The organism is Synechococcus sp. MU1617, from assembly GCF_020514235.1.
In the GTDB taxonomy this organism is placed as follows: domain Bacteria; phylum Cyanobacteriota; class Cyanobacteriia; order PCC-6307; family Cyanobiaceae; genus Parasynechococcus.
Genome location: NZ_VTLB01000001.1, coordinates 631,374 through 649,721 on the forward strand (window position 1 = coordinate 631,374; position 18,348 = coordinate 649,721).

Annotated in this window: 8 protein-coding genes and 1 pseudogene; 5 read left to right on the forward strand and 4 right to left on the reverse strand. The window is 53.9% G+C overall.

All coding sequences use genetic code 11. The annotated features are described in order from the left end of the window. Positions 1-86 precede the first annotated feature (86 nt). From FZZ90_RS03600 to gyrA, 4 genes are all read right to left on the reverse strand, one after another. Positions 87-7,889, reverse strand: coding sequence for an autotransporter domain-containing protein (locus FZZ90_RS03600; RefSeq protein WP_226424373.1), 7,803 nt, complete (start codon positions 7,887-7,889; stop codon positions 87-89). 138 nt (positions 7,890-8,027) lie between these two features. After that, complete coding sequence (locus tag FZZ90_RS03605; RefSeq protein ID WP_226424374.1) at positions 8,028-10,733, reverse strand: autotransporter-associated beta strand repeat-containing protein; 2,706 nt, start codon at positions 10,731-10,733, stop codon at positions 8,028-8,030. A gap of 203 nt (positions 10,734-10,936) precedes the next feature. After that, positions 10,937-12,175 (reverse strand): lycopene beta cyclase, encoded by a 1,239-nt coding sequence (gene crtL / locus FZZ90_RS03610; RefSeq protein WP_226424375.1) that lies wholly within the window; start codon positions 12,173-12,175, stop codon positions 10,937-10,939. Positions 12,176-12,177: 2 nt separating this feature from the next. Further along, positions 12,178-14,775: a DNA gyrase subunit A gene (gene gyrA / locus FZZ90_RS03615; protein WP_226424376.1), complete on the reverse strand. Its 2,598-nt coding sequence runs from the start codon at positions 14,773-14,775 to the stop codon at positions 12,178-12,180. A gap of 90 nt (positions 14,776-14,865) precedes the next feature. Here gyrA and FZZ90_RS03620 point away from each other — a divergent pair, with 90 nt between their 5' ends. From FZZ90_RS03620 to rsmD, 5 genes and pseudogenes are all read left to right on the forward strand, one after another. After that, positions 14,866-15,417 (forward strand): CAAD domain-containing protein, encoded by a 552-nt coding sequence (locus tag FZZ90_RS03620; RefSeq protein WP_226424377.1) that lies wholly within the window; start codon positions 14,866-14,868, stop codon positions 15,415-15,417. Between the two features lie 49 nt (positions 15,418-15,466). Then, a complete protein-coding gene (locus tag FZZ90_RS03625) occupies positions 15,467-16,630 on the forward strand; it encodes a GuaB3 family IMP dehydrogenase-related protein (RefSeq protein ID WP_226424378.1) in 1,164 nt (387 codons plus the stop codon). Between the two features lie 180 nt (positions 16,631-16,810). Next, entirely contained in the window at positions 16,811-17,134 is a 324-nt protein-coding gene (gene trxA / locus FZZ90_RS03630) for a thioredoxin (protein WP_009790257.1), read from the forward strand. A 26-nt stretch (positions 17,135-17,160) separates the two neighbouring features. Next, complete coding sequence (gene hisH / locus FZZ90_RS03635) at positions 17,161-17,802, forward strand: imidazole glycerol phosphate synthase subunit HisH (RefSeq protein ID WP_226424379.1); 642 nt, start codon at positions 17,161-17,163, stop codon at positions 17,800-17,802. Next, positions 17,799-18,335, forward strand: a pseudogene (gene rsmD / locus FZZ90_RS03640) (16S rRNA (guanine(966)-N(2))-methyltransferase RsmD); the annotation flags it as partial. The gene hisH and the pseudogene rsmD, both read left to right, overlap by 4 nt. Positions 18,336-18,348 lie beyond the last annotated feature (13 nt).

Sequence of the window (18,348 nt, forward strand, 5' to 3'; positions counted from 1 at the left end):
CCTCCCCCAAATGGGGGAGGCATGGATGCTCAGCGCTCCCTCAACTGAGGGAATGGCTTCCTGATTACTGATCAGAACTGTCCCGTTCAGAACTGGAAGGTCACACCGCCGCTCGCACGCCAGGTCGTGCCCCGGTCGCTGGCCCAGAACTCCATACCGCCTCTTCCGTACAGCTTCACCGAGATGCCGTTGACGTTCTGCACCGTGTAATCAAGGCCCGCCTCGATCAAGGCGCCGTTCTCGGTGCCCAGCTGTGACTCGAAATTCACCGTCTTGTCGGTGAACTTGTAGCCAATCTCCTGGCCCTCGTTATTGGTGTTCCAATCGGCGAGCCAGGCCGCCCGCAGACTCGGCACCAGCAATGCCCGCTCACCGGTGCGGATCGGCACCGACAGCTTCATGCCCAACTCCGTCTCAGCAAAGTTGGTGGTGCGGCTCTTGTACTTCAGCCGCAGATTCTTCTCGGAGCCATTGGTCTCTGCAAAGCCTTGTTCGTGGTTGCGGGTCCACACCACCTGGCCCTGCGGCTCGAGCACCACGCCACCAGTCTTGAACGGGGCACCAATCCGAAGTGCGCCCAGATAGCTGGTAACGCTCTTGTCACCCCGGGCTGTATTCCCGCCCAAGTCGTCGTTAATCCGCAGGATGTTGCGCGACTGCTCACCACTGAATTCACTCGCCCCCAGCAGGCCCTGCACATAGAAATGGCGAGTGGAGTAATGGGCCGTTAAGCCGCCACCCCAGCCCTCGGGGTTCCAGCTGCCGCCACCGGTCTCGCCACTGTGCTGGTTCACATTCAGATCGCCGTAATTGGCATAGGCACCGATCTGGAACGTCTCGCTCAAGGCCACATCCACACCAAAGCTGGTGCCGTAGGCGTTCAAGTCGTAGTCGTTGTACAAAATCGACGACTCATCAGCCCGGCTGTTGCCGCCGAATCCCTTCACCCAGGCGCTAACGCCATCACGCTTGGCCAGATCCAGCTCGTCATCCTGCAGATCGACAAAGCTCACATCACCAGCACCCTCCCCTTCCTCAACAACGGCCTTGTCTTGCAGATCCGCTTCGCTAGCCACCAGCTCCTCGAACTGACGCAGCGGTTGCCGCTCAAACACCGCATCCACCAGCAAGTTGTTGTGCAGCGCCAAGCCACGGCCAGCAGCATCCACATTCCGGGGCGCTAAGCCGCTACTCACCAACCGCGCCAATTGGCCGTAATCAAAGCCAAAGGGAAGATCAAGTTCATCATCATCTAGACCATCATGTAAACCGTCGATGATTTCACCAGCGACCTCTTCTTCTTCCTCCAAGGCCTGATCATCATCACCATCGATATCACTAATCACGTCGCACAGATCATCACCCACATCACAACCAGGCAATTGGTCAAGTTCACCATCGCCATCGGCATCGGGATCACCAGATTCATCATCATCACCCTTGAGATCCTCCTTTAAGTCGCCGAGATCTTTTTGGACGACAACCATCTTCAACGATCCTTCTTCGAGCCGCACATCAGAGAGGGCAGCCGCCGCTAGAGGTTCATCAACACCATCGAATCGAGCAACGCGGTAAACACGCTCGCCGATCGTGACAAGATCGTCATCTCCTTCAGCAATCTCATCCGCCAAAGCAGGAACAAGCAGATAGGTGTTTTTGGCGAGTTGGTCAGCATTTTCAACCTCACCATCAATCACATTCCAGGTGCCTTCCTGCTGACGTGAAGCATCGTCAGCCATGACCATATAAAGCTTGGCATCACCAGAATCGTTGCTCTCAGCAAAAACAAAAGATGCAGCTTTATCCATTTGAATTGGTGCTGTTGCATCCGTTCCGGAATCAAGGAATGCAGCAATCCGTCCTTGATCAAATTCAAGCCGCTCCTTAATCTTGACAGGCGCCAAAGAAGACACCGTCAGCATGGCCTGGGGATCACCGGCGATCTTGAGACTCTTCAGGTAAGCGCTATAAACGGAATTCCCGCCAGAAGATTGCCTTGGGAAGGTGCTGAGATCCAGAATTCCATTTCCAGACAGAGTGAAGTCTGAGTAGGGACTGAGGGCCAATGGGCTGGCTGAAATTAACCTGCCCTTCTTCACAAAGGTGGGTGAGGAATATGTATTGACGCCAGAAAGAGTGAGATCTCCTTCAGATGTTTTTGTGATGGAGCCGAGGCCAGACAAACCACCATCATCAATCGTGCCCTCAAACACCCCGGATCGAATCTCTAAATCAGCGCCCTCGATCTCATCACCTGAGGCATCGGCCGTGGACTGTCTCGGGCTCAAGAGAAGGTCACCGCCACCAGAGAGGGAATTGATGGTGTGATCAAATCCCTGAAGATCCAAAAGGCCACCCTTTTCAATCACAACAGACGACTTGTCAGACAATGCGAAATTATTTTCGGCGTAGAGAGTTGCTCCATCCTGAATGGTTGTTTCACCGGCGTAGCTGCTCTCTCCCGAGAGGCGGACTTCGCCCAAAGTGGTAAGTGATGTATTGGCACCATGAATTCCATCAATCACACCAAGGGATGCATTGGAATCAACCTCAATGCTTAAGTCGTTACTTTCACCATCGATCCGCTGGAATGTTGCACGACTTACAGAGGTTGTACCCTTCAAATCGTGGTTCAGGTCAGTCGTCTTAACTTCAATCGTGCCCGCTGCCGTGGTGTCAGGAAATACGCCAAAGTCGTCTGATGAGGCATTAACGGCATACGACCATGTGCCGCCCAACTGATGAATCGCCTCAATATCAACAATACCACCAACAATCAACTCACCGCCGGCATCGGAGTTGTTCTCTCCCAACACAATTGTTTCCTTTTGCACTGGAAGATCATTCGAAACAAAGCCACGGCTGTCTCGAAAACGCTGACGCAACTCATTACCGCCCTCGATCAACACAGCACGCAGAGATCCTTTCTCGACATGAATCGTGTTGGTACTATCACGCCCCAAAGCGACAACTCCTGCCTCAACTCGAGCTCCATCGGCAATAATAATTGTTTGATCGTTTTCTTTTTCACCCGTAATGCCAACACATTTCGTCAATGGAGCACTAAACTTCTTTTTGCCACCCCGCACCTGACAATCCTTCCCCTGCGGGAAAATCCAATCACCACCAGCGTCTAACTTAATAGCAGCAAAATTGACCAACTGAGTCTCCTCTAATCCAGAAGAATTATCAGAAGAGTCAGAACGTGGATCAAGGCCCTGCCTAAAGATGTTGAGGCCTTGCACCGGCTTAGTAAGTTCAAGAACTAACTCCTCACCACCATCAATGATCGATTGACCAATATCAAAAGTGCCACGGTTCAAGATGAGATCATTGCCACCACGCAGGTTGATTGAAGTCTTACCTTTATCCCTTGTTGTAGTAGAGATAATTCCACTGTTCAAGATGACATCATTATTCGAGCCCATTGTGATTTTCTCGGCCACCAAAGTTCCTGGCTGGGGCTTATCGCCTTGAATAACGTCCCTCAGGTTGCGGATGTTGATCAGCGCATGACCACCATCTTTTGCGTCGTCATTGTCTTGATACTTGAGTTCACCAGCGATCTCAATGGTGCCACCCAGATTTTTCAGAGATCCCTGAGCTTTTATTCGGAGCAATGGTGAATCATCATCAAGAACTCCACGATCATCCAGAACATCCAACAAGTGCTTCATGCCATTGTTGACCGTGAGCGAATCAATCTGAACATCACCAGCATTGGTGAGACTGGTTACTGATAAAGCACCATTCTCGATTCTGCCCGTATTAGCAACAAGCAATCGTTTCGCAAAATTTTGCTTAATTTCACCTGTCGATTGATCGCCAATACTTAAAAGGCCACGAACAAAGGTGGGGGATTCAGGGCTGATCGCATCGGCATAAAGCGTTTGAAGACTGCCATCTGTCATCACCACCGTGGCGCCTCGGTAAGTGCTCGGCGTTTGATCACTTTGCCCCTCTACATCACCTAAAACCATTTCACCATTGTTGAGAATGGCTGCTTTATTCGATATTTCCGTGAGCGAACTGTCATGCAATCCCTCGAGGATGGTGAGCTTGCCATCCTGTCGTGCACCAACCAACAGACGACGATCACCAGCAGCAGTAATCGATTTAAACGTCACCTCATCAATATCGTCCTGTTCGCCATCATCTTTAATTGAAGTGTCGTCATCAGATCGTGTTGTTGTCACGATGCCCTGGGCATCAAGATCAATATCACCAAAATCACCTTCATAACCCCACATGCCGCCCAGTTGGAGCGCTTTGGAATAGCCCTCGGTTTCATCGACCTTCAAAGAGCCTTTAACAACACTGCTGGAGATCTGTTCAACCAAGGATTGATCGAGTGATATAGACGAAGGATCGATCGAAGCACCAATCTTTAGCTCCGGATTCTGGCCGATATCCTCCAGATCAGTCGCATGCAGAAGATCAGCATCCAGAGATCCATTCACAACATGTATCGAAGCAATATTATGAATCGCCTGTGCATTCACAGTTGGGGAAGAAGAATTCTCGCCAACAACCAAAGAGTTGAAAGAGTTATTAACAGTGCGATCAAAAGTGATATCTCCAGAATTGACATTAATTCGCTCACTTCCAATAACTCCATCGATCAATCCAGCCGTCAGAGATCCATCAAGCACTTCAATGCTGTTACGACTAGAGCGTCCCAGCTCCATCACGCCAGTTTCAACATTGGCGCCATTCGTTATTTTTAAAAACTGAGACTTATCCCTTTGACCAACAATACCGACACAATCAGTTTTATCCTCACTAAAAATGCGACCATTGCCAGTCACACGGCAGTCGTTGCCCTGTGGGAAGATCCAGTCACCTCCAGCCTCTAACTTAATAGCAGCAAAATTGACGAGTTGAGACTCTACTAAACCCGATGAATTGGAAGAAGGGTTTTCAGAATTAATGGAGAGGCGATCATACCCTTGTCTAAAGATGTTAAGGCCCTTAACGGTACGAGTATCGCGGTTAAGAATCGAACCCGTAATTTCCAGTGGCTCACCACCATCAATAATCGATTCACCAATATCAAAGCTGCCGCGGTTGAGGATAAGGTCATTACCACCACCAAGATCAATGGAGGTAGATTGACGCGTTGTTGTGGAGATTGTTCCACTATTTGAGATGATATCTCTATTTTCGCCCATAGTAATCTTCTGAGCGATCAATGTTCCAGGCTGAGGCTTATCACCACCATCATTCAAGTATTTAATTACATCCCTGAGATTACGAACATTGATAAGTGCATGCCCATCCGTTGCGTCGTCATTGTCTTGATACTTGAGTTCACCAGCGATCTCAATGGTGCCACCCAAATTTTTCAGCGATCCCTGCGCTTTAATTTTGCGTATTGGCGCATTATCATCAAGACCCTGTCGTTCCAAAACATCCAACAAGCGCTTCATCCCGTTGTTGATCGTGAGCGAATCAATCTCCACATCACCAGCATTGGCAAGACTTGTAATTGAGAGATCACCATTCTGAATTGATCCTGTTTGTCCAACAATCAAACGTCGGGCAAAATTCTGGCTAACTCCACTTCCACTGCCTCCCGATTCACCAATCTGGAGCTCACCTCGAACCAAGGTGGGTGATTGTGGACCAATCGCATCGTCTTCAAGGGTCGTGATCGAGCCATCTTCCATGGCAACAGTAAGGCCCTTGTAGGTACTCGGGTTATTGCCACCAGAGACTCCCAGCACCACCTCACCATTAGAAATCAAGGACGCCTTTTTTGCACCATCAGATTTTCGAACTGGTGACCATGAATCGTGAATACCATTCGTGACTTTCAGAACACCATCGTTTCTCGCACCAATCAGAAGCAGTCGGGAGCCTTCTGCTGTGATCGACTTGAACGTTGCGGATGATTCTGAATCGTCGTTGCCATCACCCACGACGACAACACCTTGACCTGAAAGATCAGTGGATGAATAATCGCCTTCATAACTCCACAGCCCACCCTTTTGCTTGATCGTCGCAATGGATTGGTCAGACGCACCAATGGACAAGCGGCCTGACGCGACCTGATCCAAATCAGCACCACTGCCAGGACTGACCATTGATTCACGCAACGTTTTTAGTGACGCGTCGGAGGACACCTCAAGTGGTGCGCCAAGAATGAATTCGTGGGTTTTACCCTTGGGATTTGACTGGAGAGCAGCAACATCCAGTGATCCTTGCCTTAGGTGAATTGTTGAATCACCATTCAGTTGGAGCAGGCCAACATTGATACCGTCCTCAGAATCTTTAATAGTGGTGTCGGAACTAAAATTTAGCTCGTAGTTGGTAGCCGTAGAAACAATCGATCCGTATTCTTGGTAAATAGAATTATCAACATCACGGCTGGCAGCAGTGATAATCAGGCTCGCCTTATCACCAAGATAAGCAAGGCCCTCGCCTTTCAAGTCAACAATCTCGAAGCCTTGAACATTGGATGAATCAAAGGAAAGCGATGCATTTTGATTCCAGAAAACATCATAATCACCAGATCCACCATCGATGATTTCACCATCTCCTAAATTGATTAAACCTCGATTACCAATTCGCATCAGATCATTGCCTGAGCCCAGATCAATCGAACCGTCGACCGTTAACGATCCTTGAACATCTAATTTGTCGGATAGTTCAAAAGCAGCCCCACTTGAAACAAAATCACCACCAAGAATATTCTCTGAAAAATCAACGCTGGCCGACTCATCAATCAAAACAGTGGCACGATCAATTTGAAGGGTCTTAAAATTATTTGAACCCATAAAGGTCAAATTGACATTTCCCTCGAAATCATTATCCGATGAAGCCTTGATAGTAACAGGCTCGCCATCAATGCCATCGATAATATTATTTGTACGCCTATCTACATTAATTTGTGCACTACCAATCGTTCCATTTTTTAGAGTACCACCATGCAAATTATAGGAAGGAGCACTTTGAGTACTTCCACCAAGATCCAAAGTTGGTTGATCTTTAGAAGATGAAATTAATACTGTCGAATCGCCGCTAAGGCTTTCGTCTTCTTGCAGCAATAATGTTCCATCATGCACCTTGGTAAAACCAGTGTGGCGAAATGTGCCAGAGAAGGTCGTTGTTCCCGATCCTTTTTTAACAAGTGCTCCATCACCCTGAGATGTACCTGAGAATTCAACATCTCCGTTCAAACCACCATAAAAAAGATGAGATTGTTTTTGCAAAGTAACTAGACCTTCTCCTGTCAGCTCACCAATCTCTTGATCTTCTCGCCCTTTATTATTGTCTCGTTCTGGATTGTCCCCCAAGATCAAAGTTCCATCCACTTGATGGATGGATTCAGAACTCAAACTCCAAGCCTGACCAGCACGCAACGTGCCGCCTTCTTTAATCGTGGTTGTACCCGAATAAGAACTGAGGGTACTTCCTTGTTTTAAATCAACATCACGATCAGCTTTAAACACACCCAGTTCAGAGTCACCACCCAATGTGGCTAGGCCCGAGATCTGAAAATCAATATTGTCGCCACGAATGGCTCTGACAGAAAAATCAGAATACTTATCGATCGAAATAATTTGAGAATTACCCGATCCCAGATCCAAATCACCTACGAGATGCAGATCTCCACCAAATTCATCCTGTGTGTTCCCTAGTCGCAGCGCATCATTAGAAGCGCCTAATTCAACGGAACCCCAAATCGCGACGGGCTGCGTACCATCGCTCTTCTTTTTCACCCAAATACTATCTTTACCTTTACTACCGACAATGGCGGCATAACCATATCCACCGTCGTCCCAACGACAGCCATAATCACTGCGGTCTGTTGTCGACTTTTTACCACCACAATTTTCTAAGCCTTTTTCAACCCCCCAACCCAAAGAATTGCGGTAAGAAACCACCGCGTTTCCAAACAAATTGAGCTTATTGACATCAGTGTCTAGAGAATTATCATTTTCGATCTTGATTGCTGTGCCTAGGGCAAGACGATCATCGAGAACACCAATTCCTCGCGATATACCATTATTGATTGCACCACCTCATTGAAAAGTAACCGTATCGCTTCCCTTACCCATCACAATATTGCCGCGAATAACACCCTGGTTCCCTAAAGTATCGTCGCCTGATTCACCATTAAAGCTACCTCTGAGATAACTTCCTTGGTGATTAGTGAATGCATCATTTCCGCCCCCCATGAAGACATTAACCGTATAATTCCTCTTGGCATCCTTACTATTTGCATAAGGCAAATTGCCACCTGTTTTTCTATTCGCATCGTCACAGGTGTTCTCATACTTGTACCCATTAAATCCCTGATCATCAGCACCAGCCGTCACACATCCAAGCCAACTACCATTTCTGTCGTCCACATTCCCATTCTCAAGAACATCATTCCCAGCATTGAAACGAAGCTGCAAATGATTCCCAGTTCCTGCTTCCCCAGGGCCAACAACCAAACCATTGTTGAACATTGAATCGGCGCCATTTCCGAACACTATTTGCGGTCGAATGGAGTAGCACGTTTCTTCATCTGACCCTTCTTTGCAGTTATCTTTGTAGGCGTCATATTCGGTCGGCAATGCACCGGTAAAACTAGCCACCAATAGGCTGCCATTCTCGACAGTTAATTCATTGATTGAATCATCGAATTCAATAATTGGTGAAGCATGGTTTTCGATCTTAGCTATCGTGCCTTCCGATGAGGCTTCCTCACCAGGTGTCCTTGGGCCATACTCTGTATGTACATCATGTCCAGTAACCCGTAAAGCAGTACCACCTTTTACGGATAGGTCATGTCCAAGTCTGAGAGATACTGAAGCCTCAGATGGATCCATACCATCAGGATTAATATTCTCACCATTAATATCCAACTGACCTCCTTCAACAATCAAGGATCCATAGGCATTTTTTCCCGACAGGATTAATTTTCCAGAACCATCCTTGATGAAGGTTCCTTGCAAAGAATTAGCTTCAGGACCGCCAAGAATGGACCCTTCAAACTCAGGATTTTTACCCTCCGGGACATTGACACTGAGGTGCGCATTATCTGTATTTAAGACAATTCTTCCTTCCCCTTCGATAGAGCTAACGGTATTGAGGCGGCCATCTGTATCTGGTCCTCCCATCAAGCGCAGTGTTGCGCCTTTATTTACCGTTACCTCAGTTGTGCTAGGGGTGGATGTGGTATCTGCAAAACGCAGTTCACCCGCCTCAATGATCGTTGCTCCCTCATAGGTTTGCGGTTTTACACCGCCAAGGCGGAGAAAGCCCTTGCCATCCTTAATCAGACCGCCTTCACCAGAAATTATACTTCTCGCGAAGACTTCAGTACTACCATCTTTAACCCTAATAGTTGAATTAACACCTTCACCTTCTAAGACAGCGCCATTTTTTAGATCAATATAGTTGCCATTCAGATCCAATTCACCACCAGCCAAGGTGATTTCTTCATTGATCTTTGCGTCGTTACTTGCTGAACCCTGAGGTGTTGACTGGCCACTGACGGAAATTCTCAGAACGGCATCCTTTTCCACACGGGTGCCTGCATCAGCAGAGCCCAATCCATTGACGTTGGTGATTTCGAGAACACCTTCTGTAACTACCGTAGGGTTGATATAAGAGTTGTCGCCCTGAAGAGACGTTGATCCTATGCCCTCAAAAGATAGTGGACTGGGATTTTCAGACGTATTAGCGATCGATTGAATCGCCCCCTGCAGAACAAGATTTTTCCCCTCATTATCAACCACTCCACCTTGATCCGACACAAAAAACTGATTGGACAATTCAATCTGATTTTCGTTTGACTTATCAGCAGAAAGCTCCCCACCATCTAACAACGGCACATAATAATCCGAAGCTACTTTCTCTCCATCCCAACGACAGAGATCATCTTTAGGAAGAATCTTTGATGTGCTTACCGTTTTACCTTGCGAAATCGTGTTGACCTCACACCCCCCAAAGGCTTGGATTCGGCCCGCACCACCACCCACACCAATCGTGTGATAGGAAATATTATTGTAAAAATAAAGGAGGCCCTCACCAGCTGTTGAATCTTTATCTACATCTGGACGTTGATTGCCATCGGGCAATTCATTGCTATCGTGGCGGCCATAGACAAAACCACCTCCATTATCATATCCATAAAGGTTGATATTGTCAGAAGCATCTAACTTATCCCTAAGCCGAGTTTTAGCATATTGTTGGTAGCCAGCAGAAAGCCCTTGAGCTAGCTCAACATTATTTCTCCAAGGAAAGAATTTGCCAGTTGTCTCTGCTTCTTCATACCATTTGCCGACAGAAATTCCCGGAAGATTCCCCTCATTGACTTGTGGTCTTGACCACATGGAGTAAGAAATTCCAAAAAATGTTTTACCGTCCTCACCAGGCAAGATTACTTTGTATTCATCTGGCAATTCATACACGTCAACCTGGTCAGAGTTGACAATTGGATCTCGATCAACGGGGGGCTTTTCACCGGAAATATTTTCTTCAGACTCGCATTCCTGGCCAGATTGATTTTGGTTATTTTTATCATTATTGCAAGTACCACCACCCGGTGGCTTATTACCATTACCTCCTTTATCGGCGATTAAAACTTCTTCAGAGCTGAATTCTTCAGCAAAAGCATTAAATGTATTATCGGCAATATCCTTAAAACCCTGAGGAGCAGCTTCAGCGCTTTGCGCTAACGACACACTGATCGCTCCACACGCAGCGAGAGCACTGAGCCAATAACGCGCTGCCATGCAAAGAACACTTGATCAATTGCTTCTTAGACCGTATGCAGGTGATGGAGGGTCCGAAAAGAACAAGTCTCCTGAGACTCAGTAGCAACTGTTGTATTCAGGCTTATCTCGGCAGCAGCCACAGCTGAATTCAATCCACAACGAACGCTTCGCCGTCAACATCGAAACGGATCACCGGGAGCGAACCAAGCTCTGCGCGGATCTCAAAAACGTGGAGCTTGATCCTGCGCCGCCCCCAGCACCAGCCCCTGCCGCAACTGCCAAGGCGATAGGGCAAACAAGCGCAGCATCACCGCCATCAAGCGTGGCAGCGGCAACGTGTTGGTGAGAAAGCCAAACCACTCCTCCCGCGGCAGGGAGAAGAACGTTGAGAAGTGGGTGCGCAACAACGCTTCGTTGAACCCCATCAAGCGGCCCAGGCCAAATTGATAGAGCTGATGGCGCATCACCAACTCGATCGGCCAGAGCGCCTGCCAACCCCGTTGCGCCAAAGCAGCTGAGCCAAGGTTTTGATTGGCGAGAGCTACGGAAATGGCCTGGGCCAGATCAGGTCCGCGGCGCAACAACGATCCCACCATGTAGCCCGAGGCCGGATGCACCATGCTCGCTGCACCTCCAAAAGCCAGCACCGGCTGGCTGCGATCCGGCAGCGGCAGATTCATCGGGAAGAGGCAGAACTCCTCATGGATCACCTCGGTGATCTCCACGCCGCGCAGATCCAGGCGCTGTTGGAGCCGTTGCTTAAGCACGTCGTAGGGAACACCGGGCGCCAAAGCGAGCGAAGTTTCTTCCACGAAGAACACCCCATCACCCAGATCCATCGCATACAAGAACGTGGGTGGTTCGCTGCGCTGCTCCGCGCTGAGGTGATCACAGCGGTAGTCCATCAACACAAACCGGCCCGGCTCAATGGGCGGTTTGGAGAAACGCCCGACCACGCCATAGGCCGCCTGGCCCGCCACCGGCCCCTGATCCGGGCGACGAATGTGGGGCGTGCGCGAACCGGAGGCATCAATCACCAAGCGCGCCTGCAATGTGGTTCCCGATCCACAGCTGACGCTGGTGGTTGAACCATTCAGCTCCACCCGTTCGGCCGTGTCTTGATGCCAGACCACGCCATCGACCCGCTCAAGCCAGTAACGCTGCAAGGCAGCCCGATCGAACAGGCCGTAGTCGATCCCGTGGGTATGGCTCTGATCCTGAGCCCTTGAACCGCCGTCGCCGAAATAACTGACGGTGTCGCTCCAGCGGTGCTCCAGCAAGTGCTCGAGCCCAACCATCTTCAATTCATCGGCCCAGATGCCGTAGGTGTTCGGCCAGGGATTGACGACTGGGTCGGGGGCAATGCCGGCAACCGCCACGCCCCGTTGGTTCAGTTCCGAGGCGATGCAGAGGGCAGCAGGACCACCCCCCAGCACCAGCACATCCACCGGCTCAGCCAAGGTCAGCTGTCCTGCGCTTCAGCTTCAGTGTCGTTGGACTCGGTGTCGTCAGCGGAGTCGTCGTCCGCTTCCGGCGGCACCAACACCACCTTCAGCAGCCGGTCGCCCTTGTCGAGCTTCTGCAGACGCACCCCTGTGGCCGCACGGGATTGCTGGGGAATGGCATCGGCGCTGGTGCGCACGATCACCCCCTTCTCGCTCACCAGCAGCAGCTCTTCACCGGCACCGAGCACGCTCAGCCCCACCAGCTGATCGGCGTCAGTGCGGAACTTCATCGCCCGCAGGCCCATGCCGGCCCGCTTCTGCAAGCGGAATTGCGTCACCGGCACCCGCTTGCCCAGACCCGAAGCCGATGCCACGAGCACCCAGGGCCCCTCGGTGGCGGCATCCTCTTCTTCCTCTGCGCTGGCGGCCACCTGATCGGCGAGTTCCACCGGAAGCACATCCATGCTCACCAGGGCATCGCCATCGCGCAGGTTCATCGACCGCACGCCGCGGGCCGTACGGCCCAGAGGCCGCAACTCCTCATCACTGAGGCGGAAGTGGATGGTCATCCCGGCTTTGGAGCCGATCAAGACGCTGTCGCCGGGCACCGCCAGGCGCACCCAGGTGAGGGCATCGCCTTCCTCCAGGTTGATGGCGATCAGACCATTGGAGCGGATGCTGCTGAAGGCCGAAAGGCGGGTGCGTTTGATGAAGCCACCTCGGGTGAGCATCAGCAGATCGGTGTCGTCGCTGAACTCCGACACCGGAATCAACGTGGTGATCGCCTCTTCCCGGGGAATCGGCAACAGCTGCACCACCGGGGTGCCCTTTGCCGTGCGGCTGCACTGGGGCACGCGGTAGGCGGGGAGCGCATACGACACACCGCGGTCGCTGAACAGCACCAAGGTGTCGTGGTCGTTGCAGCTGATGAACAGCTTCACCGCATCCTCACCCTGGCTGCGGGTTCCGGCCTTGCCGCGGGTGCCGCGACTGGTGGCCTCGAATTCGCTCACCGGCATCCGCTTGAGGTAACCGGTCTCAGTGAGCAGCACCACCGAACGCTCATTGGCGATCAGATCAATGTCGGAGAGCCCACCGCCGAGGTCAAGGATCTCCGTGCGACGAGGGATGGGGTAGCGCTCCTGCAGCTGACCGAGCTCGTCCTGGATGATGCCGAACACCCGCTCACGCCGGCCAAGGATGTCCTTGTAGTCGGCGATCTTGGTGACCAGATCCTCGTGTTCAAGACGGATCTTGTCGGCCTCCAGAGCCGTCAGACGACGCAGCTGCATCTGCAAGATGGCGTCGGCCTGGACGTCGGAGAGGCCATGGCGCTCCTGCAGCTGTTGCCGAGCCGTAGCCGTATCAGGAGCAGCCCGAATCAAGGCAATGATCGGATCCAGCTGATCAAGCGCCAGCAGCAGGCCCAGCAGGATGTGGTCGCGCTCTTCCGCCTTGCGCAGCAAGTAGCGGGTGCGGCGCTCGATCGTCTCGACCCGGAAGTCGAGGAACACCTCGAGCATCTTGCGCAGGGTGAGCAGGATTGGCTCGCCATTCACCAGCGCCAACATGTAGGCGCTGAAGTTGCTCTGCAGCGGGGTGAGCTTGAACAGGTTGTTCAGCACCACCTGCGGGTAGGCGTCACGGCGCAGTTCCACCACGATCCGCATGCCATCGCGGTCGCTTTCGTCGCGGATGTCAGAGATGCCCTCGAGCTTTTTGTCGTTGACCAGCTCTGCGATGCGCTCGATCAGCGCCGCTTTGTTGGTTTGATACGGCAACTCCGTGATGATCACGGCATCGCGATCGGGGCGTCCCGGCACCTCGAGCGTTTCAATGTTGGCCACTCCGCGCATGGTCACCGAGCCGCGGCCGCCCAGGTAGGTCTCGCGGATGCCTTCACGCCCCAGGATTTGACCACCGGTGGGGAAATCCGGGCCAGGGATCAGTTGGATTAACTCCTGATCGGTGATCTCAGGGTTCGCGATCAACGCGAGTAAGCCATCAATCAGCTCATTGAGGTTGTGGGGCGGAATGTTCGTCGCCATCCCCACGGCGATGCCCGCTGAACCATTTAGCAGCAGCTGCGGGATCCGAGCCGGAAGCACGGTCGGCTCCTGCTGGGAGCCGTCGAAGTTATCGGCGAAATCAACCGTCTCCGCCTCGATGTCTTCCAGGAGGCTGTCGGTGGTCAGCGCCCGCAACCGTGATTCGGTGTATCGCATGGCCGCCGGTGGATCGTTGTCCACCGAGCCGAAATTGCCGTGCCCATCAATCAGGGGCATCGACATGGAGAAGTCCTGGGCCATGCGCACCAGGGCGTCGTACACGGCGGTGTCGCCGTGGGGGTGATATTTGCCGAGCACTTCGCCCACCACACGGGCGCATTTGCGGTAGGGCCTGTCGCTGGTGAGGCCCAGCTCATACATCGCGTAAAGGATCCGGCGATGCACCGGCTTGAGGCCATCGCGGGCATCGGGCAAGGCCCGACCCACGATCACACTCATCGCGTACTCCATATAGGAGCGCGACATCTCGTTGCGTAAGTCCGTCTGAATGATCCGATCGTCGGAACCGCCGGGACCGCCGCCTCCAGGCCCCAAAGAATCCGTCATACGTGCATCAGACGTCCTTTATCAGTCTATCTCGGACGGTGGAAGCAACCGAAAAGTCCGGATAAAATCCCGAAGCTTTCCACTGACGTGATGGGTCCTGTCGACGAGCCGCGCCCTGAAGCCGAAATCCCAGGCAGCGACCCCACGCCAACCCCGGAACCCACTCCTGCACCGACGCCGGAGCCTGAACCGACTCCGGCACCCACACCCACTCCTGCCCCAACACCCGCGCCCACTCCAGCGCCCACACCCGACCCGGTGATCGCCTCCACCGTGTCGATCCCTGCTCAGGAGAGCACCGATCAGGACGGCGATCCATTGGACGGTGGCGAATGGGAGCTGCTGGTGGGCAAGGTGAAGGACTGGCTCGAGCAGAACGATCTGGCTGAGCTCTGGACCAAGGCCCAGCTGCCCCTGCGGGTGGTTGGCGGCCTGATCGTCTTCAGCCTGGTGGCGACGGTTTATTCCGGTGTGCTCAGCACCATTAACAGCATCCCTCTGGTGCCAGGCCTGCTGGAGCTGGCCGGCGTGATCTGGTTGGTGAACTTCGCCCTGCGCAACCTGATTCGCAACAGCGACCGGGACAACTTCATCAACGGCGCCCGCTCAACCTGGAGCCGTGTGACAGGCCGATCAAGCTGAGGCGATCATCCCGATTGGTAGCTTGATCTGACTTTATTGAAGTCGCGCGGTGGACATTCAGCTCGGACGCTCCAAGACCGTTCGCCGGGCCTACGGAATCGATGAAATCGCTCTGGTGCCTGGGGGTCGCACGGTGGACCCCGAGGTCACCGATACCCGTTGGACCCTGGGGGGAATCGAGCGCGAGATTCCCATTATCGCCAGCGCCATGGACGGCGTGGTGGACGTGGGCATGGCCGTTCGCCTGTCCCAACTGGGCGCCCTCGGCGTGCTCAACCTTGAGGGTGTTCAGACCCGCTACGAAGACCCCAACCAGGTTCTGGATCGCATCGCCGCCGTTGGCAAGGACGAATTCGTCCCGTTGATGCAGGAGATCTACAGCCAGCCGGTTCAAGAGGCCCTGGTCCGCAAACGCATTCAAGACATCAAGGCCCAGGGAGGCATCGCTGCCGTCAGCGGCACACCAGTGGCCGCCATGCGTTTCGGCAAGGCCATTGCCGAAGCCGGAGCCGATCTCTTCTTCGTGCAGGCCACCGTGGTCTCAACGGACCACACCGGACCTGAAGGCCAAGAAACCCTGGATCTGGAAGCCCTTTGCCGCGACATGGGCGTTCCCGTGGTGATCGGCAACTGCGTCACCTATGACGTGGCCTTGCAGCTGATGCGCGCAGGCGCAGCCGGTGTGATGGTGGGCATTGGCCCCGGTGCCGCCTGCACCTCCCGCGGCGTTCTCGGCGTGGGCATTCCCCAGGCCACGGCGGTTGCCGACTGCGCCGCCGCCCGGGCTGATTACGAAAAGGAAAGCGGTCGCTATGTGCCGATCGTTGCCGACGGTGGCATCGTCACCGGCGGTGACATCTGCAAATGCATCGCCTGCGGCGCCGACGCCGTGATGATCGGCTCGCCCATCGCCCGTGCTGAGGAGGCTCCCGGCCGGGGCTTCCACTGGGGCATGGCCACCCCAAGCCCGGTGCTACCCCGCGGCACCCGCATCAATGTGGGCAACACCGGCAGCATCGAACGTATCCTCCGCGGCCCGGCCAAGTTGGACGACGGCACCCACAACCTGTTGGGCTGCCTGAAGACATCCATGGGCACCCTGGGAGCCCAAACCATCAAGCAGATGCAGCAGGTGGAGGTGGTCGTGGCACCCTCCCTGCTGACGGAGGGCAAGGTCTACCAAAAGGCCCAGCACCTCGGGATGGGCAAGTAGAGCAGCGCTAAATTGGAGGTGTGCGGGCTTCGGCCCACACACTCCTCACACCCCCCGGCCCGGCGCGATCGGGCTTTCACTCTTTGTGGAGAGCGACTGTCACAGATCCCTTCCCAGCAGGGAAGAGCTGTGTGTTCGCTTGAAACCGTTGCTAAATTCTCTCTAAATCTTCCTGCTCATATGTCCAGCGCTGCTGCTGTCACCGACGCATCCTTCGAGCAGGACGTGCTCCAAAGCGACGTGCCCGTTCTCGTGGACTTCTGGGCACCCTGGTGTGGACCTTGCCGCATGGTGGCTCCGATCGTTGAGGAAATCGCCAAGGAATTCGAGGGTCAGATCAAGGTGTTCAAGCTCAACACCGACGAGAATCCCAACGTTGCCAGCCAGTACGGCATCCGCAGCATCCCGACCCTGATGGTGTTCAAGGGCGGGCAGAAGGTGGACACAGTTGTGGGCGCTGTTCCCAAGGCAACCCTCTCAGGCACCATCTCCAAGTACCTCTGAATCCGTCTCCAGAACGGATCAACCGGTTGAGTCTGAACCTCGGGTTAATCGATTACGGCATGGGCAATCTCCACTCCGTGGAGAAATGCCTTGAGCGGCTTGATCAAGGCTGCTCACTGATCCAGCACGCCGATGATCTGGACGGAATTGATGCGCTGATCCTGCCGGGGGTCGGCGCCTTTGATCCGGCCATGGCCAACCTCAGGGCCACGGGGCTCGTGCCCCATCTGCTGCGCTGGGGGCAAGAGGACCGCCCCTTGCTTGGCATTTGCCTTGGCCTGCAGCTGTTGTTTGAACAGAGCGACGAAGGCAACGATCCAGGCCTGGGGCTTCTGGCCGGACGGGTGGAACGCCTTCCCAACAACAGCGGCGAGCGCATCCCCCACATGGGCTGGGCCCCGTTGAAGCATCACGGCAACTGCCCGCTGCTCAGCAGCGAAGCCCTGTCGGAATGGGTGTATTTCGTGCACAGCTATGCCGCCGTTCCCACCGACCCGAAAAACCTCAAGGCCTCGGCCCCCTTCGGCGATCAGGAGGTCACCGCTGTTGTCTGGCGGGGTCGAGTCGGCGCCTGCCAGTTCCATCCGGAGAAGTCGTCCGATGCCGGGGAACAGATGCTCAAGCGCTGGTTGATCTGGCTGCGCAACGGGGCTGCGCCCTTCCCATGAGCGGTGGCGGGCAACTGCGTCTCAGCGGTGGTCGACGTCTGCTGAGCCCAGGGGGACGCACCGCTCGACCCACCACCTCCAGGGTGCGCGAGGCCGTGATGAACATCCTTGCCCCGCAACTGCATGATTGCCGTTGGCTCGACCTCTGCAGCGGCAGCGGCGTGATGGGCTGCGAGGCGTTGCAGCGGGGTGCCAGCTGTGTGGTGGCCGTCGATCAAGATCCGCAGTGCATCCGCGTCAGCCGCTCCAACCTCAGTGCGGTGGCAGCAAGCCGATCACCGGCTCCGGAGATCCGCACCGAACGGCGGGAGCTGATTTCATGGCTGCAAAAGGGCTGGGGCCAGGAGCCCTTCGACATCGTCTACTTCGACCCCCCCTACGACCAGGGCCTCTACGAACCCTGCTTTCTCGCCCTCGCCCAGGGGAGTTGGCTTCACCAGGACTCCCTGGTGGTGTGTGAACACCGCTCAAACCTGAACCCCGTGCCGGGCGCAGGTTGGACGGTTGTGGATCAGCGCCGCTATGGCATCAGCAGCGTGCTGCTGC